The sequence below is a fragment of the Sphingobium sp. 22B genome (assembly GCF_001580035.1).
Classification (GTDB): domain Bacteria; phylum Pseudomonadota; class Alphaproteobacteria; order Sphingomonadales; family Sphingomonadaceae; genus Sphingobium; species Sphingobium fuliginis.
In genome coordinates, this window is record NZ_LTAB01000022.1 from 26,638 (window position 1) to 49,022 (window position 22,385).

General features: G+C 61.0%; 26 protein-coding genes. 15 read left to right on the forward strand and 11 right to left on the reverse strand.

Annotated features, from left to right (window positions below; translation table 11 throughout):
* Window positions 1-64 precede the first annotated feature (64 nt).
* The 7 genes from A0J57_RS18100 to A0J57_RS18130 form a co-directional block, all read right to left on the reverse strand.
* A complete protein-coding gene (locus A0J57_RS18100) occupies window positions 65-802 on the reverse strand; it encodes a peptidase (protein WP_061939836.1) in 738 nt (245 codons plus the stop codon).
* A 24-nt stretch (window positions 803-826) separates the two neighbouring features.
* Window positions 827-1,696 carry a transglutaminase family protein gene (locus A0J57_RS18105; protein ID WP_048575373.1) on the reverse strand — a complete coding sequence of 290 codons (870 nt, stop codon included), beginning with the start codon at window positions 1,694-1,696 and terminating at the stop codon, window positions 827-829.
* 13 nt (window positions 1,697-1,709) lie between these two features.
* Window positions 1,710-2,642 carry an alpha-E domain-containing protein gene (locus A0J57_RS18110; protein WP_025550183.1) on the reverse strand — a complete coding sequence of 311 codons (933 nt, stop codon included), beginning with the start codon at window positions 2,640-2,642 and terminating at the stop codon, window positions 1,710-1,712.
* Between the two features lie 160 nt (window positions 2,643-2,802).
* Entirely contained in the window at window positions 2,803-4,212 is a 1,410-nt protein-coding gene (locus A0J57_RS18115) for a circularly permuted type 2 ATP-grasp protein (protein WP_025550184.1), read from the reverse strand.
* A gap of 227 nt (window positions 4,213-4,439) precedes the next feature.
* Entirely contained in the window at window positions 4,440-4,718 is a 279-nt protein-coding gene (locus A0J57_RS18120; protein ID WP_153017871.1) for a hypothetical protein, read from the reverse strand.
* Entirely contained in the window at window positions 4,663-5,826 is a 1,164-nt protein-coding gene (locus A0J57_RS18125) for a site-specific integrase (protein WP_061939838.1), read from the reverse strand. The genes A0J57_RS18120 and A0J57_RS18125 overlap by 56 nt, the downstream gene beginning before the upstream one ends.
* A complete protein-coding gene (locus tag A0J57_RS18130; RefSeq protein WP_061939841.1) occupies window positions 5,819-6,454 on the reverse strand; it encodes a hypothetical protein in 636 nt (211 codons plus the stop codon). Before A0J57_RS18130 ends, A0J57_RS18125 begins: the two co-directional genes overlap by 8 nt.
* Before the next feature lie 84 nt (window positions 6,455-6,538).
* Between A0J57_RS18130 and A0J57_RS18135 the strand changes: the two genes are divergently transcribed.
* The 13 genes from A0J57_RS18135 (at window position 6,539) to A0J57_RS26085 (ending at window position 13,072) form a co-directional block, all read left to right on the forward strand.
* A complete protein-coding gene (locus A0J57_RS18135; RefSeq protein WP_061939872.1) occupies window positions 6,539-6,721 on the forward strand; it encodes a helix-turn-helix domain-containing protein in 183 nt (60 codons plus the stop codon).
* Window positions 6,714-6,905 (forward strand): hypothetical protein, encoded by a 192-nt coding sequence (locus A0J57_RS18140; protein ID WP_061939843.1) that lies wholly within the window; start codon window positions 6,714-6,716, stop codon window positions 6,903-6,905. The genes A0J57_RS18135 and A0J57_RS18140 overlap by 8 nt, the downstream gene beginning before the upstream one ends.
* Before the next feature lie 234 nt (window positions 6,906-7,139).
* Window positions 7,140-8,051: a helix-turn-helix domain-containing protein gene (locus A0J57_RS18145; RefSeq protein ID WP_061939845.1), complete on the forward strand. Its 912-nt coding sequence runs from the start codon at window positions 7,140-7,142 to the stop codon at window positions 8,049-8,051.
* 60 nt (window positions 8,052-8,111) lie between these two features.
* Window positions 8,112-8,633: a hypothetical protein gene (locus A0J57_RS18150; RefSeq protein ID WP_153017872.1), complete on the forward strand. Its 522-nt coding sequence runs from the start codon at window positions 8,112-8,114 to the stop codon at window positions 8,631-8,633.
* Window positions 8,633-8,857, forward strand: coding sequence for a hypothetical protein (locus A0J57_RS18155; protein ID WP_061939849.1), 225 nt, complete (start codon window positions 8,633-8,635; stop codon window positions 8,855-8,857). Before A0J57_RS18150 ends, A0J57_RS18155 begins: the two co-directional genes overlap by 1 nt.
* On the forward strand, window positions 8,854-9,222 hold the full coding sequence (locus tag A0J57_RS18160) for a hypothetical protein (protein ID WP_061939851.1): 369 nt from the start codon (window positions 8,854-8,856) through the stop codon (window positions 9,220-9,222). Before A0J57_RS18155 ends, A0J57_RS18160 begins: the two co-directional genes overlap by 4 nt.
* A 33-nt stretch (window positions 9,223-9,255) precedes the next feature.
* Window positions 9,256-9,507: a hypothetical protein gene (locus tag A0J57_RS18165; RefSeq protein WP_061939854.1), complete on the forward strand. Its 252-nt coding sequence runs from the start codon at window positions 9,256-9,258 to the stop codon at window positions 9,505-9,507.
* A 156-nt stretch (window positions 9,508-9,663) separates the two neighbouring features.
* Complete coding sequence (locus A0J57_RS18170) at window positions 9,664-10,341, forward strand: hypothetical protein (RefSeq protein WP_153017873.1); 678 nt, start codon at window positions 9,664-9,666, stop codon at window positions 10,339-10,341.
* Window positions 10,342-10,419: 78 nt separating this feature from the next.
* Complete coding sequence (locus A0J57_RS18175; protein WP_061939858.1) at window positions 10,420-10,704, forward strand: hypothetical protein; 285 nt, start codon at window positions 10,420-10,422, stop codon at window positions 10,702-10,704.
* On the forward strand, window positions 10,704-11,159 hold the full coding sequence (locus tag A0J57_RS18180; protein ID WP_061939860.1) for a hypothetical protein: 456 nt from the start codon (window positions 10,704-10,706) through the stop codon (window positions 11,157-11,159). The genes A0J57_RS18175 and A0J57_RS18180 overlap by 1 nt, the downstream gene beginning before the upstream one ends.
* Window positions 11,160-11,170: 11 nt before the next feature.
* Entirely contained in the window at window positions 11,171-11,827 is a 657-nt protein-coding gene (locus A0J57_RS18185; RefSeq protein ID WP_061939862.1) for a hypothetical protein, read from the forward strand.
* Window positions 11,828-12,371: 544 nt separating this feature from the next.
* Window positions 12,372-12,752: a hypothetical protein gene (locus A0J57_RS26080; RefSeq protein ID WP_153017874.1), complete on the forward strand. Its 381-nt coding sequence runs from the start codon at window positions 12,372-12,374 to the stop codon at window positions 12,750-12,752.
* An 83-nt stretch (window positions 12,753-12,835) separates the two neighbouring features.
* Window positions 12,836-13,072 (forward strand): hypothetical protein, encoded by a 237-nt coding sequence (locus tag A0J57_RS26085; RefSeq protein WP_153017875.1) that lies wholly within the window; start codon window positions 12,836-12,838, stop codon window positions 13,070-13,072.
* A 6-nt stretch (window positions 13,073-13,078) separates the two neighbouring features.
* On the opposite strand, the gene A0J57_RS18195 is transcribed toward A0J57_RS26085, so the two are convergent.
* Window positions 13,079-17,776: a hypothetical protein gene (locus A0J57_RS18195; RefSeq protein ID WP_153017876.1), complete on the reverse strand. Its 4,698-nt coding sequence runs from the start codon at window positions 17,774-17,776 to the stop codon at window positions 13,079-13,081.
* 8 nt (window positions 17,777-17,784) lie between these two features.
* Window positions 17,785-18,507 carry a hypothetical protein gene (locus A0J57_RS18200; RefSeq protein ID WP_062017312.1) on the reverse strand — a complete coding sequence of 241 codons (723 nt, stop codon included), beginning with the start codon at window positions 18,505-18,507 and terminating at the stop codon, window positions 17,785-17,787.
* A 120-nt stretch (window positions 18,508-18,627) separates the two neighbouring features.
* On the opposite strand from A0J57_RS18200, the gene A0J57_RS18205 reads away from it, so the two are divergent.
* Window positions 18,628-19,512, forward strand: coding sequence for a DUF3800 domain-containing protein (locus A0J57_RS18205; protein ID WP_061940905.1), 885 nt, complete (start codon window positions 18,628-18,630; stop codon window positions 19,510-19,512).
* Between the two features lie 261 nt (window positions 19,513-19,773).
* Here the strand turns inward: A0J57_RS18205 and A0J57_RS18210 are convergent, their stop codons facing one another.
* Window positions 19,774-20,010, reverse strand: a complete 237-nt coding sequence (locus tag A0J57_RS18210; protein ID WP_061940902.1) for a DUF5818 domain-containing protein — start codon at window positions 20,008-20,010, stop codon at window positions 19,774-19,776.
* A gap of 776 nt (window positions 20,011-20,786) precedes the next feature.
* Between A0J57_RS18210 and A0J57_RS18215 the strand changes: the two genes are divergently transcribed.
* On the forward strand, window positions 20,787-21,101 hold the full coding sequence (locus tag A0J57_RS18215) for a hypothetical protein (RefSeq protein ID WP_061940899.1): 315 nt from the start codon (window positions 20,787-20,789) through the stop codon (window positions 21,099-21,101).
* 372 nt (window positions 21,102-21,473) lie between these two features.
* Here A0J57_RS18215 and A0J57_RS18220 read toward each other — a convergent pair whose 3' ends face one another.
* Entirely contained in the window at window positions 21,474-22,211 is a 738-nt protein-coding gene (locus tag A0J57_RS18220) for a hypothetical protein (RefSeq protein WP_062017315.1), read from the reverse strand.
* Window positions 22,212-22,385 lie beyond the last annotated feature (174 nt).

The following is a 22,385-nucleotide window of genomic DNA, read 5'->3' on the forward strand; positions in this document are numbered from 1 at the left end:
CGCGCAAGCGATGGATTTGCTTGAAGGGTGAGAAGCTGAGCCTTGGGCGGCCGCCTTCGTCCCGTCAATCGAGGACGTTGGGCAAATCCTCGAACCCCTTGCGCAGCGCGGCGGACCAGCTGTGCGAGAGAAGCTGGAACTCCTCATTGTCCGCCTCGATCCGGGTGCGCACGCGGAAGTCGAAGGCATCCCGCTCTATCACGGTCAGGTCCAGCGGCATCCCCACCGACAGGTTGGACCGCAGCGTCGAATCCATCGACACCAACACTGCCTTGGTCGCATCTTCCAGACTGGTTTCGCGCTTGATGATGCGGTCCAGGATCGGCTTGCCATATTTATGCTCGCCGATCTGGAAGAAGGGCGTGTCCTCCGTCGCCTCGATGAAATTGCCGGCCGAATAGATGAGGTAGAGCCGCGGCTTGCCGCCCCTGCGCTGCCCGGCGATCAGGATGGAGGCGTCCGCCGCCGCGCCCTGCATCTCTATGGTGCTGCGATAGCGGCCCTGCATGGTGCACATCGCCTCCCCCACGATCTGTGCGACGCGGTGCATGGTGGGGCAGTTGAGGATCGTCTCCACATTCGGATCGAGCGCCGAATCCTTGATCGCGCGGCCCAGCATCGCCTTCACCCCCTGGGTGATCGACAGATTGCCGGAGCACATCAGGGTGATCGCGCGTTCGCCCGGCACGCTGTAGGTGAAGCTTTTCCGGAAGCGCGCGATATTGTCCATTCCCGCATTGGTGCGGGTGTCGGACAGCATGACCAGCCCCTGGTCGACGCGCACCGCCACACAATAAGTCATGGCCCCAAGGGCTCCTATCGTCGTTCAACCCTGCGTGGTGGTCTGCGCGCCCTGTTGTTGCTGCCGCTGGAGCTGCCGCTCCTCCACCCCATCCTCCGCCTGCGCGATCCGGACGTCCGCGTCAATCCAGATATCGCCCGCCACGGTCACGGAGCCGCGTATCGGCGCGGCCTCATCCGCATCCAGCCCGCAGGCGAGGCGCAGATAGCGCTCCGTCACGCAGACCCGGTTGGAGGGGTCGAATCCCACCCAGCCCAGTTCGGGCACCAGCGCCTCCGCCCAGCCATGAGTTTCATGCAGCACGTCGCCCTCATCGGCCAGCAGATAGCCGGACACATAGCGCGCGGGGATGCCCATGGACCGCGCGCCGGCGATGAACACCTGCGCATGGTCCTGACAGACCCCGGCGCCCAGCGCGAAAGCCTCCGCCGCCGTGGTGTTCGTGGTCGTCACGCCTGCGCGATAGGCCACGGCATCGCTGACGGCGGCCGACAGCGCATGAAGCCGGGCCAGCGGCCCGTCTTCGTCGGGGAGGGACAGCGCCATCGCCCGGATTTCCGGCGATGCCCCGGTCAGCCGCGTTTCCCGCAGAAAATAGCGCGGATTCACCGGGCAGCCGAGCCAGCCCACCACGCCATGGCCTTCGCATGTTTCGACCAGTCCTTCCGCGACGATGACGGCATTGTCCAACCGGTCGTGCCGGACCCAGATCGCCTCCATCTCTCCATAGCTGTTGCGGCGAAAGCCGGTCAGCGGATCGCCATTGACGCTGACCTGCCAGTCCAGCACCTTCTGCGTCGGCGTGTCGACGGGCATCAGCTTCAGCCGCATCGCCACCCGCCCGGCCGCAGCCTCATAGCGATAGATGGTCTGGTGGCGAACGAGCAGTTTCATGCGCGTCCTCCCATCAGCCGAAATGATAGGCCTGGGCGATCTCGACGCCCAAGCGGTTGGTGCTCATCAGGCCGTTCTGCACCGTTTCATGCAGGCCGGCCCGGAAGATTTCGCCGCTGTCCAGCTTCTCCAGATCGGTCACCATCTGCCGCACGGTGTCATGGCAGGCCGAACGCGCATCATGCCATCCGGCCAGACGGTTCAGCCGATAAGCAAGCTGGTCGTAGCAATAGGCGACGCTGCGCGGGAACAGGCGGTTCAGCATCAGGAAATCGGTGATCTGCCAGGGCGTGTAAGTGCCGCCATAGACATGGTGGAACGCCCGCGCGCCAGACAGCGCATACAACACCGACGTCCATTGATAATGGTCGCGATTGCCGCCGACCACTTCCGTTTCCGGCAGCAGCACATAATATTTGACGTCCAGCAGGCGCAGCGTCATCTGCGCCCGCTCCAGCGCGGAGCCGGTGCGCAGGAAATCATGCCCCTCATTGCGGAGTTGCCCCGAATGGGCGGCGCCGCGGAAGGTCATCACCCGCGTCTTCACCCAGTCGATCAGCGCGGGAAGCTGCTGCCGCGCCTCCGCCACGTCATAGCTGTCGAGCTTGCGCCAGCCTTCGTTCAGCGCTTCCCACATGTCCTGCGTCAACATCGTGCGGGCCGATTTGGCGTTGGCGCGGGCTTTCAGCAGGCAGGACCGGATGGAGGAGGGATTGTCGAGGTCCAGCATCAGGAAGGCGATGGCGTCGCTCTCCGTCACCTGCGCGCCTTCGGGGAAATGGTTGAGCGCGCCTGTGGCCCGCACCACCGATCGCCACTCGTCGCGATGATGCGCGCCGGGCAGGATCGCCATGCGCTGGCCCATGGTCAGCAAGCGGGCGGTGGCCTCGGCGCGCTCCATGTAGCGGGCCATCCAGAAGAGATTTTCGGCGGTCCGGCTCAGCATGGGGCCCGCTCCCACTCTTCCGTCATTCCCGCGAAGGCGGGAAACGCCAGTACGGCGAAGCCAATCCATCTCCCAAGCGTGCCGCCAGGGGTGAGGTTAGGAGATGTATTCCCGCCTTCGCGGGAATGATGAAGAAGGGTGATGAAGGTTCTAAACATCATCAATCCTGCAATACCCAGGTGTCCTTCACCCCGCCCCCCTGGCTGGAGTTCACCACCAGCGATCCTTCGGTCAGCGCCACCCGCGTCAGCCCGCCGGGCACCAGCCTGATCTGCTTGCCTACCAGGCAATAGGGGCGGAAATCCGCATGGCGCCCCACCACAGCCGCCGGTCCCAGCGTGGGCACGGTCGACAGGTCCAGCGTCGGCTGGGCGATGAACTCGCCCGGATTGGCGCGGATGCGGTCGGCATAGGCCGCGATCTCGTCCTTGGTCGATTTCGGCCCGATCAGCATGCCGTAGCCGCCCGATCCATGGACTTCCTTCGCGACCAGTTCGTGCAGATTTTCCAGCACATAGGCGCATTCGTCCGGCTTCCCGCATTGCCAGGTCTGGATATTGTCCAGGATCGGCTGCTCGCCCAGATAGAAGCGGATCATTTCCGGCACATAGATGTACACGGCCTTGTCGTCCGCGATCCCCGATCCCGGTGCGGACGCCAGCGTCACCCCGCCATTGCGATAGACGTTGAAGATGCCGGGCACGCCCAGCAGGCTGTCCGGCCGGAAGACCAGCGGGTCGATATATTCATCGTCGATGCGCCGGTAGATGACGTCGACCGCCTTCGGCCCCAGCGTGGTCTTCATCCACACCCGGTCGTCGTCGACGAACAGGTCCGCCGGCTCCACCAGTTCCACGCCCATCAGGTCGGCAAGGAAGCTGTGCTCATAATAGGCGCTGTTGAGCGAACCGGGCGTCAGCACCACCACCACCGGATCGCCCTTGCAGGCGGGCGGCGCGACTTCCTTCAGGCTTTTCAGCAATTCCGCGGGATAATCGTCGACCGGCGCGACCACGCCCTGCGCGAACAGTTCCGGGAACATGCGGGTCATGATCTCACGATTTTCCAGCATGTAGGACACGCCGGAGGGGGTGCGGCAATTATCCTCCAGCACCTCGAACCGGGTTGGCCCGGTGCGGACGATGTCGATGCCGACGATATGGCTGTACACTTTCCCCGGCGGGGTGAAGTCGGCCATTTCCGCCAGATAGGCGCTGTTCTGATAGATGATGTCCGCGGGCATGACCCCCGCCTTCACAATTTCTCCGCGATGATAGACGTCGTGGAGGAAGGCGTTGAGCGCCCGCGCCCGTTGCCGGATGCCCTTGTCCAGCACGCGCCATTCCTGGGCCATGAAGATGCGGGGCAGCAGGTCGAAGGGGATCAGTCGTTCCGGATCGCCCCCCTCCCCATAGACGGCGAAGGTGATGCCGATGCGCCGGAAGATCGCCTCCGCCTCATCCATTCGACGATTGAGCCCGGCAATGCCGGTCCGATCCACCCAATTCTGCACTTCCGCGTAGCAGGGGCGTATCGAACCATCCGGCTCAAACATTTCGTGGAAGGGCAAAGTATCGATCCTCCCTCAGCCGGCCATCGGCTGGTTGTGCATTGCAACATTAGTGCAACAGGAAAGGACGAATGCAAGCGGAAAATCCGCCTGGGCCTGACTGTCTGTAAAGGTGGTAGCGGAGGAGGGACTTGAACCCCCGACACGCGGATTATGATTCAGCCTTCAATATGTAGTTTTCTGCGGAATTAAGGTACCCGTGTTGCATCTGTGTTGCATGTCCAATGCTAAGTCAAGATGACAAACAGGCCGGTATCGATGAACTGATCTGCCAATTCCTTGGTGCGGAAACTGATCTTTGAGCCATATTTTAACGGCTTCCAATGCCAGTCGCCTGGCCGCAATTCTGGCATATGCTGCCTAATTGTGGGAACGAAGTTCATGTCAGGATCCCACGGGCCGGTGGCAGTCCAATAGCCGTTCTCTAGGCGGAAAAGCTTATTCATCGCATCAACCCAGAACGTCCGCCCCGGCAGCGGCGATAAGTTCAGCGTCACCGCCTGCATCAGTGATCAAATGGCCATACGTGTCGATCGTCAGCTGGATGTTCTCATGCCCTATCCAGACCTGCAATCGCTTCAGGTCGATTCGCTGAGCGATCCAACCCGACGCCGCGGCATGGCGGAGGGCGTGGAAGCCATAGCGGCCGGTCAGCACTGCCCTGCCCTCCTTATCCTTCATCGGCTTGCCCTGTTTATCCAGCTTAGGCTCAGAAACGCCGGCGCGCACCTGCAACGGAATGAACATGCGGCGAAGCATGTTCTGATGCCATTGCGTTCCGCCTTTCGCATTGGGAAACACCAGATCGAGGTCCGATTTGACCGCTTTGAGCTTCCACGCCTTCAGCACCGTGACAAGCGCGGGCGAAATGGGGATGCTACGGAACCCTGCCGCACTTTTGGGAAGTCCGATGGCTCCCCACTGATCGGCGCGCTGATTAACACTGATTGTCGCCTTTTTAAAATCGACGTCCTGCCAACGCAACCCGCGCAGTTCTGATGACCGCAAGCCGGTCAGGATGGCGGTCATGATGATGGGCTTTTCGGTTTCAGTCGTGGCAGCAAGCAGCGCCTTCAGCTCCTGCTTGGTCGGAATCTCGATCTTCGCCTTGTCGCGGCCCTGGCGAACGACCTTCACGCCCTTCGCGACGTTTTGCGCTACCAAGCCGCGGCGCTGGGCTTCTGCCAGCACCATCGACAACGCTCGCACCGCCTTCCCTGCCATCGCCCGCGATCGGCTCGCCACCAGATCATCCCGATATTTTTCGACCATCGGCATGGTCAGACGGGATAGCTTCACATTGCCGATGAGCGGGCTGATATGGAGGCGTTCCAACTCGCGATATTGCTTGATAGTCGACCGCTCCAGATCTTCGGCTTCGGCCTTCTCGATCCATAATTGGGCCGCCTTCGTCACTGTGACAGACGCGCTGTCCGCCGTATGCACGCCTTGGCTCACCTGCCAGGCCGCGCTGACCAGCCACGCTTCCGCATCCTTCTTTTTGGCGAACTGCTTGGCCCGGCGCTTCCCTCCGCTGTCGACATAATCGACCAGCCAGGCGGTTTTCGCCTCACCCTTGGGGGAGGTCCAGGCCCGGCGGCGGATGCTAGTCAAATTTCACCTCTCTCGCCCAAGGTCCGACCCATTGCTTCACGGCTTTGGAGAATGAAGCAGTGTCAATATCGGCCTCGTGATAGAGCGCTGCCGCTGTGCGTTCGAAGACCAGAGTAAAATTCACAACCGCCAAATGGCTTGTATCGCTCATCAAATATCGTTGGAGTTCTTTTCCGTAACAGCTTGTAACGTGCATAATAGAAGCAAAATCTTGATCAGTTTCGCCATTTTGGTTGAGCGCCATAGGGTCAACTAGAATGAAGTAGTCTTTTAGAAAATCTCTACTCTGTTGGTCGCAATCTCCAGAAAGCAGTGTCTCCACCGCGAGATCCGCAGCAAGCAGCAAGTTTAGGTCTACCATTTTCCCTACTTTGATCGCGCGTTCAGGTGGAAGCCCAATTTGCAGGAATTCGAAGACAACGACCAAGCGGATCAGGGCACCAATGTCATAGGCCGCCGCTCTCCCGCGGCCAGTGTTGGTGCCCGTTGGATAACCAAGCCTCTGCAAATTCTTAATGCGGTTCGCGAATGCGCTCCGGCGGTCCCCCGCGACATGATGGAGAGACGCGAGAACGCGTTCCACTGTTCCAAAACTGAAGTGCACCGTCTCGGCGGATGAATCGCTCATAGTGCGATCTTGCATTTTCGATTGCGCGGCGCAAACGGAGATGATAGCGCAATGTTGCATTAGCAGTTTCAGATGGAGGAAATCATGCTGAGCGAAGACCTTCTGAAAGGTGCAAAGGCTGCAGCCGCTCACTGCGGTTTGACCGAGCGCCAAATCTGGCATCTCACCGAACAGGGCCATCTCCCTTGCGTCCGTCTGGGCCGCAGTCTGTTTTTCAAGAAATCGGACATCGAAGCCGCCTTCACCAAGGCGGCTTCCAATGGGTGAGCCCGAGCGGCTCATCGTCATCATGTCGGCGCCGCCCGGCTTTCGTGTCCAGGTCCAGCCGCCGGTCGAAGGCGAGGATCTGGATGCGGACCTGCCAGATTATCGCAGGGCGCGCGGCTGGGCCGGGGGGCTGCGCATGAGTCGTGGATGGCGCGTGATTGATCGAACAGGGGAACGGGCCTGATGCCCGGTTGTGCCGACGAGGCGGATGGACGCCACCCCGCCGGCAATGCTCAAAGATTGGAACCTCAATGAACGACAGCACCCTACCGGGCGCGGCGCCCCGCGTCACCCCGAAACTTCAGCGGTTTCTCGATCGGCAGATGTCTCAACGATCCGCAGCCTCGCGGCCTGTTAGACTGGCGGCAGCCCCGGCATCCCATCGTCCCCACTCCTGACATCGAAACCGGAGGGGGAGATGGCGAACGATAAGCGCACCTTCGGCTGCCTGCCGCGCCGCATCTTCAGCGACCCGGCACCATCCGCACTGGATATCCGCTTCTGTGGTGCAATCGCATTGCACGACGGCATGTCACTGGTGAAAGGCAAGGGAGGCGGCTGCTTCGCTAGCATGAAAACCCTCTCCGAAGAGGTTGGCTGCGATTACACCAGCGGGAGCCGGTCGTTATCGCGTTTGCTCCGGTGGGGCTACGTCGTGCGCGAGCCCCAGCTTTATGACAAACGGAAGTTCACCCTGCGGGTGGTGTATGACGGCGCAGATAGTTTGCAGGATCGCCAACCATCTGACGAGCAAGAAGTTGGCGAGGTTGCCAACGATGACCCCGCGATAGTTAGCGAACCCGCCAACAATCCTGCCGAGATAGTTGGCCGCGATTTTGCTGAAACCCGCGGAAATCTGCCGAAAACGCCTCAACACTATATTTCGTTAAACGAGGAAATAGATTTCGAAGAATCGAATGAACTAAATTCCGCTAAGCGGCGCGGCGGCGATTTCGAAGATTTTTCCGTCGACGCCTTTTCCGATCAGTCGACGCACCTAGACGATAGCTCAGATGGGGCTTGGCAGGGGGCCGAAGAGTCCGACGATAACGCGCCTTCGGCAAAGGAGCTTCTGGAGGTTGCCGGCTGGGGAATGGACCTTGGCCAATCCCTGGCTCGGTACGAGCGGCTGCTGAAATCGAACCCCCAATGCATCGACCTGATCGAATGTCAGGGCCAGCTCTCAAAGCTGTTGGACGAGTTCGGCAGCGACAATGAGGTTCGGGGCCAGATTGAACGGCTCTGGGAAGCAACCTGGGAAAAACACGCGGAATTGCAGCGTTCCGATGAGCGCGGCGGCAAGTCGGCTGGCAATCGTGCCAGGCGATGAAAACGGCCGAGGCGATGGCTGCAACCACGCCCCGGCCTTCACACGAAGGAGGGAACCTACATGCGAAGTGAAACAATACCACCGCCGGGCCAACCAGTCGACCCTGGCGCCCAATGGGTCAGGGGCGTCGTTCGGGAACGCCGAGCATTTCGGGATTTCTGCAAAGCGGCTGGCGATGATGAACGGCTGGAGGCACACAAAGTTTGGGTCGATGCTCATCGGCAGATGATGGGCCAGCCGGCGCCCAACGAGGTTGCGCTCTTCCACAAGATCAGCGCTCTTCTGCGATTGGCTCACCTGCAATTGGGTCAAGGCGCTCACGACCTGTCGGCTGTTTGCAGCGACATTTTTCGCTTGGCCGATTTGGAATTGCGCCCGGCAACTGCTTCGGACTGGTTAGACGCATTCGAAGCTTGCGGCGGCCGCTGGACGGTCGGACCCGAGGGAATTGCCTTCGTCGTCCAGCTTGCGGGATGCATCGACGCGGATGCGATGATGGCCTGCCGCCTCGAACGACAGCTTCACAGTAACCCCGACCTAGAGGCGGCGGTGACAGCATTGATTTTAGAGGGGAGCGAGTAATGGAGATGCGCAACCTTACATGCCGCCTCACCCGCTTGGCAGCGCTCGCTCATGCGACGCTGGAGCAGATGTTTGTCGCCACCGAAGACGAAGCTATCTCGTCGAATTCATCGATCGCGTTCGGCATAGAACTTGGGCGGGCGTTGAATGAGGAGATTGCTGAACTGCGCCGACAGGTCGCCGCTGAAGAGACCGCCCGCTTGGTCGGGAGGATCAAGGCATGACTGACCAAAATCACGCCGGCCCCTTTCCGGCGATCGGGGCTGTCCTCGCCCGATATGACCGGGACACGCTAGCCGCCTTCATCAGTGTCGCCATCGATTTGCTCGACGCCGCTGATGGTGATCTCGATGTTGAGCTAAACGGCGACGAGGCCGATGACCCCGGGGACCTCCACGATTCTTCCTGGCCCGAATGGCACACCCGCGGGAAGTCGAAGGAGGCCTTCATGTCGGCATCGCGACAATGTTTTCTTGGGGCAGATGGTCGGACCATTCGTGCGGATTTGCACGAGGACACTGAGATTGATGATCCGCCTGAAGACGATGATCCAGCGGAAGATGGTGATGAGGACCGATGTGATGCCTAAGAGGATGGCGTGTTCAGCGGTTCAGCCCTTCCGTTGACGTATTCTCGGAAGCTGGATGGCCCTGGCGACGAAGACGATGCGGAACGCTGGGAGGCCACCGACAACGTGCCGACGCCGCTGGTTTTCACGCTAGATTATGACATCTTCCGTGACCAGCGGATGGTGGTCGGGGTTTCGAACCTGTTGACCAGCTATCGGGCAAATGGGCAGGAGGTCCGGTCAGCCGACACGGGGAACGTCCATCGCTGCACCGGGCATGACCGGCGCCCTGGCATTCCGGTCTGATAGATTTGCCGAATATGGCCAGCCTGGCGACGGGCTGGCCGCTCCACGGACGGAGGGAACCGCATGTCAGAAAGCGAATGGTTGCCAATCGGACAGGCGGTCCAACTTCTCACCCAGCCATGCGGTCCCTTTGCCACACCGGGAGCTAGACAGTGGTTGAGCAACCAGATGCGCGATGGTGTGCTTACCGCCCGCTGCTCGACATGGTGGGCGCAGAGTAACTGGGCGCTCATCGACTGCCCGACAGACGCCGCAGATTTCCTGCTTCCGGCCTGGTTTTGGAACACCGACCGAACTGCTGAGGGCGCCCAGGTCATTGATGCATCCAAGGGGACCTCTCTCGATCGAACCGAACTGCAATCCGGATGGGGGACCGGTCGCTTCTCTCAGGTCGGGACATATGGCGGCGCGACGATGGCCAGGAACCTGACCATCATAGTCAGCGGCGTGTCTGTCGACCGGCCAGCCTTTGATCGTCTCACCAAAGGCATGGCGCTCGACCCCGCCGCAAAGCTGCCCCCTGATGAGCTTATGCAGTCGGTTTCGCCGCCGGGTGCCGGAAAGCGCATGAGAGGGAACGGACCAGCGCAAACATTTGATCGTGAGCGCGCCTTGGCTGCTTTGGGCGCCCGCGCAAATGACGGTGGCCTGGGCATCAATCCCCTTTTCGGCAAGAGGGGCGATCAGGCCATCATCGAGCGGATGGTGGCCGAACATTTTGCGGATCTGGGGCATGAACCTGCGGTGTCGACAATACGGCCCATCGCACAGATCGCCATTGACGCCGTTGAACATCACCGCCGGCGAAGGCTGATGGACGATAACTCTGACTGACCCTGACCGACTCCGGCCGACCGGATGCGAATCACATGTCATTATCCTGCCATATCAACCGAACTGGCAGGTGAAAGCATGGCCAACATTGCCGACAAGATTGATGAGGGGCGGACACTCGCGCTCCGGGTCAGCCAGTATCCTACCGCGGCTGCCCAAGAAATCGCCAAGCTCAGCGATGCGCAACTGAGTTCGCTGGAGGCGTATCGGGCGCATGAAATGAACAAGCTCATCGCTCAGGTCGAAAATTCGCCGCTCGGGGAGAACATGCGTTGGGCTGCCGCCAAAGCAGCCTATCGCGGCACTCTCGCCCAGCACCTGGAAATTTCGCCAGAGGACATCCTTCGCGAGGAGCTTCAATAATGAATTTCCCATATCCCAAAGTGGGCCACTCGCCCTACGCAGCCATCGTCAGCGTCGCGCGTGCCTCGCTGTCTACACCCCCGCAGGTGGTGACGGCGGCGCGCCCTTCGGCTGCACCGACCGTGCCGGCGGCCTCTGTGAAGCCCAAACCAGCCGCCTCGGTTGCAGCGAAAGCTGTCACCCCGCCACCGCTCTCGGCAGCCCAGCGGACCGCCCTCGATGCACAGCGCCAGCAGCAGGTTGAAGCGGAAGCCAAGCGGCGCAAGGCTGCTGAGCAGCAGGCGGCCGTACGTCGGCAGGCGGAAATCGCGGAGTCATGGCGGGAGGCCCATGCGCGTGTTCGCGACCCCTACGGCCATCATGCAGCCAAGGAGAACTCGGAAGAAGTCAGCAAGGACGACCCGCACGGATGGGATGCCATTAGCGCAGCCATCCACGCTTCGCGGCGCTATTGAGGGGACGACGCATGGATTTGAAATCACTCGCGCGGAAGCTGTCAGCCGTCGACCTTGCAGACATTGAAAAGGAACAGGCTGAGGTCAATGAGCGGATCGCCGCCATTGATGCAGCTGTCGAGCGCGGGCGCGCGAAGTCGATGCAGTTGACCCGGCAGCTGGCCGACGTCAAGGACCGCACCCACACCGGACGTAGCCAGGCTGATGCCCTGCTGAACGGCGACGACATGGCAAATGTGGTCATCAGCGAGGAAAAGGTTCGCACCGAGAAGGAGGCGATCGCCGCAGGCATGAAGGCGCTTGCCGCTGACGCGGAACAACTCCGTTATCGGCGCAGCGAACTGCAGCAGCGGGCGCGCGAGCGTTTGAGCCTGGCGCTGGAGAGTATTGTCGATGAGGTCCGCGCAGAGGCGGAAGAACTCGCGGGTCGGCTCGCACGCATTTACGTTGACGTGCAAACGCTGGGATATGCCACAAAATCGGCCAAGGCCACTCAGCTCGGAACAGCGCTGGATCATGGGCTGAACGGGCTGGCTGCGGGCCGTTTGATCCCACGCAATTACCTGATCGCAGCTCCCGAGCTGGTCGCAATTCTCGAGAAGAATATCCCCGCGTTGAAGATCGCCGGCACCGCAATCCACGCCCGGCACCGGTCGAGCATGATGTAATGGGAGTTGGTGGAGTTTTCTGTTCCTCCACCGTGCGCGGCAACCGCGCACCGTTGGCCGCCGGGGACATGGGCGTCGACCCGGCGGCTGGCGAACAACAGCATACCATCGGGTCATTGAGTTCACTGCCGGTTCGACATCCGGCGGGCGCGCGTCCCACGGCGTTGCGCGGGCAGGCGGCGATATCCGTATTGGTCGCCGCCTGCCTTGAACATGTCCATTCAGAGGTTGGCGAAGGGCAGCGACTTCGCCGCGCGCGGCAACGCAGCGCCGCCGGCGCCAAGGTTTTTCGTCCCTTGGCGCCGGTGAACAGGACATCGGCATTTCAGTTCGCCGCCGCAGCCATAGGCGGGCGCACGTCGCGAATGGACGTTGCGAGGGCGGGCAGAGATTTTTCGGACTTGGTCTCTGCCCGCCTCGAAGACCATCAATTCAGCTTCGCCGCCGGATGGTTGCCCGGCGGGCGCGCGCCGAAGCGCAGCGCGGGCGGTGACAGGTTTTCTCGGGGCTTGTCACCGCCTCGGACCCAACATTGGAGGTCGCCATGAGCAACGAAGTTGAAGATCGGAGGCCGCCATATGTGCGTGCCACTATGCCCGACGCATCCAGCATCGCCGTGGGTCATATGCTGCTTATGGACGAGCAGCCGTTCCTAGTTCTCCGCATCGATCGCTTCATTCGCCGTGACGGAACTGAAGGAGCCATGATCACCTACTCGGCGCCCTGTGCTGAGTGCGGGGAGACGTTTTGGGGCATCTCAGTTTGCGGCGGCGGCTTCCCTTCGCGGCGCTGCAAATCGCATCGCGCCGGCGGCCGCCCAGTACGGGGCCTTGGCAAGCGCCAGCGCGTCCGCTTCGAATGGGTTCCACCGATAGAAAAAGCCAGCGCGGCATCCACCACCGCGACTGGCTCATACGGCGCTTGACCGCGCCAACTTTTCCCGCCGCCCATTATGGCCACAACACCCGCGGGCGGCGGGAACCTTTCCCCCCTTATGAAAGCATGGTCATGATTAGCCGCGAAGCCCTGGAAGCCCAGATTGCCGAACTGAAACGCCAGGAAATCGAGTGCATCAAGGGCCTCATGGCGCGGTTTCGCACCACCGGCATGGATGCCACAGACCGCGCCGCCGCTGCCCAAGCCCGCATCAGCGTGGACGACGCTCGCCTTCTCCGCATCCACCGCGAGACGGCCCAAATCGCCGCCCGCATTGCCGAGCTTCGCGCTGCGATCGAATTGCTCTGACCAGCATCAGGCATTCCGCAACCCCAATATCGTGCCGGTGCGCTGCGTTGCCCCAACGGGAGCCTGGAGGATAGGCTTCGCGCTGGACAAGCTGCCACCACCCGTCGTTACGGTAATCAGGGTGTCCAACCGCTCGGTCAGGGCCCTGGTTTGGACTTGCAGCCCATTCACCACATCGGGCGCGGTCAGGATGCTGTTTTGGCGCGCCGATGATTGGCCAGACGGAGCGGAAATGCCCAAGGATTCCTGCATCGCTGATACGAAGTCCGTCCGCGTGAACCAGGCGAGGCGATCAGCAGGAATGGCGATGGCCTGGGTCTGCTGCTTGAACTGCTCAACGATGGTTTCAGCCAGCTTCGCATTGTCGTTCGCGATCTGCCGGGCGACGTCATAAGTGGCGCCGGTGATGCCCGTGGTAGTGCCCGTGACCGAAGCGGTAACAGCACTGCCCGACGCGCTGGAGGTGGTGCCGGTCGCCGCCGCAATAGCTGAAGCCGTCGACGCTGCGGTGATGGGTGTGACGGTGCCCCCAGCGTTCGTGATGGCCTTCGTGGTCAGGTTCGTCACCTGGGCCAGCAGGTCAAAATATCGCTGGGTCGAGCCGTACAGTTCGCGGGCGATGTCCAGATAGGACTGCGCCGTGCTGGTGAACTTGTCCTGGTCGACACGTTGGCCGCCCATGATCTGCGCTGCCAGAGGATCGAACTCCGCCTTGGCATTGGACTGGCGGGTACGCAGCGACAGACCGCTGTCACCACTGTAGCGCAGGCTGCTCAGGAAGGACTGAAGCGTGCCGCTGATGCTCTCCGCAGCCTGCTTGACCGCTTCCGACCGTTCAATCCCGTATAGCTGCTCCATCTTCGAATATTCTTCAACTGAGGCGCCTGCCTCTGCGAAGATGCTGCGTAGATTTGCGAATTTCTTGTCGACGCCATCGATAGCTGCCCCGACGGGATCGAGATAGGATTTGAGGTCAGTGAACACACCTTCAAACGTGGTAGCCTTTTGCAGCGCCTTGTCGAAATCGCCACCAGCGGTCAGCAGCCGTTTGGTGCTGTCGCGCATACCTGTGATGACGTCCTTGCTGATGGCGTTGACCAGCGCGGCCTTCACGGCTTCCTCAGCGGTCGCGAAGGATACGCGCCCCAACGGGCCGCTGCCATCCGGGTCAAACGTGTATTTCTTCTTCCGCGAGCCGATGGAGCCAAGGTCCATGTTGCTTGCAAGGCCAGTTCCGAACGCGCTGGCCAGTTGGTCAAGGGCGCCGAAAACGGAGTCCGCAGACTGGAATGCCGCATCGAGCCGGGCACCTTTACCCTTGCCCTTCGCTGTCAGCTTCTCCGCATCTGTGTTGCCGTAAGCATCCGTGGACAGCGAAACATAGGCGCGGGGAGTCTTCTTGAACAAGCCGCCGACGACAGAGCCCAGGGCGCCGCCAATGAAGCCGCCGATGCCGGGCAGCAGTGCATTGCCTATCGCGCCACCGATCGCGCCACCGGTGGTTGAGCCCTTGATGCCCAGCATCTTGACCAGGCTGCTTGCGAACATGCCAGAACCTATGCCAGCGATGCCGTTGCCGACCGTCTGGCCGATTCCCGCTGCCGCAAAGGTGCCGCCGCCAAGCTTTAAGATGCCACTGGCTGCCAGTTGCCCCATCTGATTGAATGCCGCGGCATTCAACAGCCCGTTGATGAGGCCGCCCGCCTTGCCGCCGACTGCGCTGCTGGCGAAACTCAACAGGGTGGTCAACCCATTCACGCCGCCAACCGCAGTCCCGAAGCCGCCACCCGAAGCAGTTCGTTGGGCGCTGGCCGGAATATAGCGCTGCGCGGTCACTACGATATCGGCAAGTTCCTGGGCTGGTTGCGCATTGCTCCAGATGTCTTGGATCGGCTGCAGGCCCTTTGCAAAACTGGTCAGGAACGGCTCCAGCCCGGTTTGACTGCCAAAAGCGGTTGGAGTGGTGGTCAGCTGTCCGATGGAAGGCATATTGTCATTCGAAGCCAGGAAGTTTGCCGCGGCATTGCTAATGGCAGTCGCGGAATCCGTGAGGGCCTTCGCTGCAGCTTGATGCGCCTCCAACGCCTTCCCCGCCGAATCACTGATGGTTGTGGCTGAAGCGTTGAGCGTGTCCCCGGCAATGGTCACCACTTCCCCAGCATTACGCAGCTTGTCCTCAACGGTCGAACCCATGTCACCGAACAGTTTGACGCTGATCTCCCGCGCAATGGCTTGTCGGCGCGACTGGGTGATGCTGTCCGTGAGCGACTTCAGGCTGCCCTTGGCGAACGGCTCAGTCAGGAAATTCTCAAACGCGCTCTGCAGGTCGCGCGCCTGCTGTACCTGGATCGCAATCAGCTGGTTGCGGCGTTCGTTCTCCTGCGTAAGGGCCTTGTTGAGTTCGATCTGCTTTTCAAGGTTGGCCAGCTGCTCATCACCGATCTGCGCAGTGCCCTGCTCGATCTGGAACCGGCGCGAGAGCAGTTCAGCCAGGCGCTCGTTACCGGACAGCTGCGCCTGAAGAATCTGGTTTGCCTCTTCCAATTGCCGCGTGGCGCTGGTCGCCTGTGCATCGACGGTCAATTGCGCCAGGCGCTTTCGTTGCTCCTCATATTCCGCCAGCGCCTTGCTGACTGCCTCCGGCTCTTTGTCCAGTTCGACGCCAATCTGCCGGATGATGGCCAGCTTTGCCTGAAGCGCTTCGGCCTCCGCCGGGCGGCCCTGCGCCAGCAATTCCTGCACCCGCGCCTGATCCGCCAGCGCATCGGTCTGCTGCTTGATCGCCATCACCGGCGCGTTGCCGATCACTGCGGCGGCTTCCTTCGCGGCGGTCAGGGTTTTCTCATATCCGGGCAACGCCTTGCCAGTCGCCTTGACATAGGCGTCATTCTTCCGAGTCAGGTCATCGGTGATATCCGCCAGTTCGGCCATCGCCTTGGCTGTCTGCTGAACAAGTTTAGGCTGATCCCCAAAGGGTGCCGCAATGTTCTTGATGCGGTCAAAGATATCCCGGCCGGATTCCTCCAGTCCCGCAATCCTGTCGGCGGTGCCGCTCCCCGTTTTCTTGGCAGGATTGCGGAGGCCTTTGGCGAGGGTGCCACTATCGAGCGATTCATCGATGAGTTTGGCAATCTGGGTATTGATACCGCTGGTGGACCGGTCGATGAGCGCCTGCCGGTATTCCTCGCCGGTGATTTTTAGGCCGGAAAAATCGAGCTTTTCGGACCGTTGCAGGACTGCATCGATGGCTTTCGCGCGGGCGTCGGCATTCTTGATCTGCTCGGCTTTGGCGCGCTCCTGCTCCAGCCGCTGGAGAGCCTGCTGATTTTCGCGGGCCCTGAAATAATCGCCGCCAACCACGTTGCCGAGGCCCAAGGGCAGGTAGGCGCTTGCCCCGGCGCGGAGTTTGGTGGTGGTCGATAGCCCGTCCTGCCCAAACACCTTTGCGGACGAGGCCTGTTTGGCGGCCGCATCGGCGCGGAGATTGATGGCGGTCAACCGGGCATTGAGGCGGAGAAGTTCATTCTGCTTTTCCAGCTTTCCGGAGGTCAGGTCAAACATGGTGCCCAGTACACCCTGGGCGTCTGTCAGGGCGTTCGCGCCCACCTTGGCCAGATGGCTGGCGGTATCGGCTTCACCCAACTTGGTGACGTAGCTGCCTAGCACTGCGGCGGCCGTCGTTGCGGCGACAACCCAAGGATTGGAGAGGAAGCGGCCGAGCGCAGCCAGCTTGCCGCCCGTCTGAGCCAGGGCGAACGATGCCTGGCTTCCCTGCTGCAACAGGATGACAAAGGCGTTCGTACCGAGTTGGGCCTGGACCGCTACGTCCGCAATCTGATTCGAGAGGTTCGCATAAGCCGCCCGCTGTGCGCCGGCCGACACCGCTGCCGCTGCACTGGTGCGAGCAAGGGAACCACCCGATGCCACCAATGCGCTGGCCACTTTGCTGTGGGTCGCTGCCACCAGTTCGAGCCGCTGGGCCTCCACCTCCGCCGCTGCCGCAGCCTGGCGCGCCGTGGTCGCATAGGCCCTATCTTCTGCAGTGGCGGTGCCAACGGCACGAGCGGCGACGGTGGCGGCCTCCGCAATCTCGCGTTGGGCATTGGCAAATGCGCGAGCCGATGTTGCGGACCGCAGCGTCGCGGCAGGATCAAGGGTCACGCCGCCAAGGTTTTGTGGCCCCGCGATCCTCGCCGCGCTCTCGGTGATACGCTGGCGCTCAAGAGCTATGCGCCGTTCCGCTTCGGTTGTCGCTTGGCGGAAGGCCGCGTTTTCGGCCGCTTGGCGCTCGCGAATGCCTCCCAGCGTCAAGGCTATCTCCCGCTGGACAGCAGCCATCCGTTCGGCATGATTCCGACGGCGCGTGGCCTCCAAGGTTTCCTCTGCGGCGGCCTGTGCATTTATTTGGCGGATCGCGCCGCCGGTATCGAAACCAGACAAAGCGCTGGCTGCAAGATTCTGAACCCGTCCCTTAGTCGCCAGCTTTTGGTAGAGAGCCTCGATCTCTCGACCGAACTGCTTTACCTCCCGGCTCGCGCCGTTGAAGGAGAATGCCTTGTCGGCACGCTGTCCCGCCTTCTCCCACGCGGTGCTAGCCCGGTCGGCGCTGCTGCGCAGGTTGGCTTCGAACTCGCGCATCCTTGCAACGGCGCCATCTTCGGCTTTTATCGAAAGAACCAGCGGGAATGAGTTAAGATTGCCCATGTCGAGCCTCAGAACTTGATGGCGGAGCCGGAAAGCTCCTGGTTGAGTAGAGCAGGCAGACGGCGCGCCCATTTTTCAGCGATTTGGCGAGGGTCAGCGCGGCGCGATCGGCGCGTCACGCGGATCAGAATGAAAGCGATGATCGAAACATGTGCCCGCCCCTTGCTGGCAACACCGCGTTTCGGAAGCCGCCTGGCCTTGCCATTCTTGCCGTCGGTGCGGACGGTGACGTCATTGACCACGAGATAGGCTATCCCCGGCTTGCCGCTGCGCACGAATTGCAACGGTCCGATTTTCTCCTCCAGCCCTGATGAGCGGTAGAGGTCAGGTGTGATTCTGCGCCTCGCCACCTTTTTGGGGATTTCTCCGGTCGGGATCGCCAGCCATCGCCCGCGCACTGGCGCGATCTGCGTCGTGTCCTGGTCGATGTAGCTTTTCAGCGCGCCGGCTGTGCGCGGTGATTTCACGCCACGGACAGAGACGAAGCCGCCGACGTCCAACGACGAAATATCCCCGATATTGATACGGCCCTTTTCGGCGTCGGAGGTTGACGCAATCGTGCGGGACAGTCCGCCCAACCGCTGGGTGCGCATCGTGGCGCGGATCTCATCGCGGGCAGAGCGTGCGGCTTTGTCGGTGGCTCTACCAGCCGCGATGGTGACGCGCTTCGATAGCTCACGGCGGAACGGGCCGAGCGTGTCGCCGCTGGGCTGCTTAATCTTCCAGTCCATCGATCAGTTCGACCGGTGGGCGATTGCTGGTTCTGAAAGCACGGGTCGCGGTCCCTTCAATATGGGTGCCACAACGTCATCCTTATGAATCAACCGGCATGTGAGTGCAAGAGCAGCCAAATGGTGCAGGCAAAAGACTCGACTCGTTACGCGACAAGCAACTATATTCGCGCGATGCCAAAATTTCAGGTTTTTATAGACGAGGCTGGCGATCCAGGCGTCAAGCCGAAGGACGACGATGAGCGACATTGGACCGACTGGTTCACCGTTTCAGCCGTAGTAGTCAGCAACAGCCGAAAACTTGATATAATCGATTGGGTGAAGGACATGAATGAGGCGGTTCGCAATGTAAATGCGAACGCCTTGCACTACCGGAACCTCTCTGCGCCAAATCAAGCGCGCGTATGTCGAATGCTCGGTAGGAAGCCGCTGAGGCTATTTGTCGTTGCCTCACATAAGGATTCCATGCGCGATCACTACAACCCCAAATTGGGCCGTGCAAATGACAAGGAGTTCTATAATTGGTGCCTACGCTTGTTACTCGAAAGGGTGACCGAGTGGTGCTATCGTCGCGGCCGGAAAGATGAGGACAAGGATTGCTCGGCCGAAGTGATCTTTTCGCGGAGGGGCGGCCACAAATACCCAGAACTGCGCACTTATTTGAAGAAGCTGGAAGCTCAGACGCTTACGCAAACACTAGTTCTGAACGCGAAGGGTATCGCACCCGGTGTGCTTTCGCATGATCGCTTGAGGGTTGAGCAGGACAGCGAAATAGCCGGTCTGCAACTCGCGGATATCACCGCCAGTTCAGTTTTCAACGCTGTGAACACCCTTGCATCACGGCACGATTTGGAACCGGCGAGATCGTTGAAGCCCCGGCTAACGAATGCGCATAGGTCCCGCTTCCCTGCGGGCGCTGGCCTGCTGATGCTGCCATTCAAACATCAGGGGATGATCCCTGCCGATGACCAGCCGTTTTTTGAGGAATGCGGCTATCGTTTTTGAGGTGGCAGGCCCCAGCCTCCGTTTCCAAGCAAGTGATAGGTCACCATCCAGCGGGCAACCATCTTGAAAGGCGCCTTCACGGTCGAAGCGATCAGGCTGAAGTTTGACCTGGCGTATCCTGCCGATCTTCAATTTAGGGAAAAACAGTAAAGAATCAATGAATTATAATGAATCGTTTTCAGCGGGTTAGCCCTGCTGGTGGGCGGACTAACGTCCGACGCGCTGTCGAACCAGGGGGCGGATAGCTTCCGGGCGCGTGGGCTACATTCCAACCGGGTTAAGCGTCCTTCGAATCGGCTCACACGCCTCAATCCAGTTCACCGCTATGGCTTCGGCTCCGGTGCGGATGCCTTCCACGATGACGTTCGTTTGCAGAAGATGACCGACGTTCTTCATCAGGCCGATTTCCCAAAGCGCGCCGTTTCGCGCCTGCACATAGAGGCTGACCGCTCCAGCAACCAAGACGCCCTCAAGGCGGAAGTATGAACCAATATTCATGTGGGCCAGATAAGCGGATTCCGATGACAGCGCTATGACCGGTCCCCGGCGCGTGCAAATAAGCGGATAGAGCGAACCGCATTTTCGAGCTCATAGATCAGGAAGCCGTCTGGCTCTAGTGCGCGGGCATACGGTTGACGGCCTGCCAACTGGATTCTCCGAAACGCTCGCATGTCTGCCCTAATACGGTCGCGTTGGGCGCACCGCACATTCCGCGGATATGCTTCACTATAAGGGCACATTCGTTGACAGTGTTGCATGGCGGGCGCGTTGCTGAGCTTACCCATCGGCAATATCGTACCAGCGCCAGAGCGCGCTGCTTGCCTATCGCATGGCCACAGTCCTGCTCTGCATCGCCTACGGCCACCGCTGCTGAGAATGCCCGTTCCGTCTTCGCTCTGATGGATGAACTTTTCTCCGCCGCCGACGCGGCAGAACTCAAAAGCGCAACGGCGATCAGCAACAGCCTCATGCTCTTCTCCCGCTGGTCCAAATATCGCCTGTCGATGTCAGCATCATCTACCCCCCGGCGGGCGCCGGCAACCCGCCCGCTCTGACCCCGCTCTTTGGCCAGAGGTCGCATAGTCCATTGGTTTTCAATGGCTTGAAGCGTGGATGAGGCCGAACCGGTAACTTACGCAAAAGATTTTTGGGCACACCCGCTCTTTTTTTGGGGCTCCCCACCGCTTAGGATTGCCGATCCCCTGGGTAGGACCCGCGATTTTCCCCGCCCATGCTGTGTGGTAAGGTGCCCGCAGATTTCCGGGGAGTCGACCATGCCATTCGAGCCACTGCCGCAGACGCCGCGCGTCCCGACGAACTGGGACCTCATCACGCACATCAAGCTGGTGAAAGGAATGAAGCCCGATACGGGGCTGGCCACGAAGCGCTGGGAGGAACTGAGAAGGGTGGCCGACGATGACGGGGTGATTTCCCTATTGAGGGCCTTTGCTGTGCTGGATCCAGTGCGACCCAAAGGAAACCAGCGGGAGGCGTCAATCAGGAAGGATCTGCGCAACTGGTCCAACCCGCGCGATCACGGCAACAACAGCCAGGACAAGGGATGGCTGGAACTCGGGCGCCTCACATAGGCAGAGAGAAGTGGCGATGCGCGCTGCGGAACATGCCGATGAACCTGGACACGAGACTTATGGCCGTGATGTGAGGCGAAAAATCTTGGCTAGCAATGCCCCGACACCGCCAGCCAGAAAAGCGAAATAGATCAACGCTGCGCGTATGCCTTTCCTGTCGTGCACATTGGTTGCAACCCAACTCCAGTAACAAAACGATAGCACGAGCAAAACAGCCCAAGCTGCAGCCATTCGTGCGCGTCTCACTTCCGCTTCTCCCGCATTTCCTCAGTTACACCCTGCCGGCTACACCACCGCTGTTCCGGAAGGTGGCCGTCATCCTGTGGACTGCGGGCGGTATCTTAACGCCCGCAACAATCGACAGGGTCTTCCTTACTGACAGGTCTGGCAGCTGATCCTTCCGCTGGCCGGCGGGTGGAATGTACTGGAGGAAGGGGAGGTCACTCCGGCGGGCGCTGCAACAGGCGGAGGCGAGGCCACGGTCATGACGGCAGGTTGAACAGCCATCGGCTGCACCATCACCGGCGCCGTCTGCGTGGTCATCGGCCCAGCGAACGCGACCGGCAAATCCTCCTTGGTGTGAGCCGTCAGCTCCCGGCCTGCCGGAATCGTGCCGCTCTTGCCGGTTACGAACCCCGCAAAGACGCCTGCGGCGATGACAGTCCCGACAGTGGCGACGGTGTTACCTTCACCCTCCTGCCGATAATGGCCCGACAGCGGAATGCGGCGGCCACCAACCTCCACATACTCCAGGTCGATCTCCATCTTACCGGACTTGCCGAAGGCGCCCTTGTTGGTGAGCCAGGAAATGCGGCCCACGCCGCGGCTGCCCTTCGGGATGATGACATAGTTTCCCAGCATGACGTTGTGCGTGACGGTCAGGTCGAAATTGTCGCCTTCGGTCCAGCGCTTGCCTTTGGTCGAGATGGTGTCGTTCAGCGCCAGCGTGATTTCAGTGTTGGCCGGCAGAACGGCGGTGGCCTGCTGGACCTGTGGCGGCGCGATCAGCATGGGCGCTGCTGTGGCGGCGACCGGCGCAGCAACGGGCTGCTGTGCAAGTGCTGGCACCGCGGCACTGAGCGCAAGCGCGCTCACGAATAGGCTCTTCATGATTTCCCCCTTCCAACGCGGCCATTCCCCATTACGGCCGCGAATCGGCCGGCAGTATCTGCCGGGCCCGCTGGAAAGGATAGGAGAAAGGAGCCTTCGATAGTCTCTCTTCAAGACAGCATTGGATCAAACCGCCGTCAGCGAGCGGAGTGACGCAATTCCGGCGCCAACCTC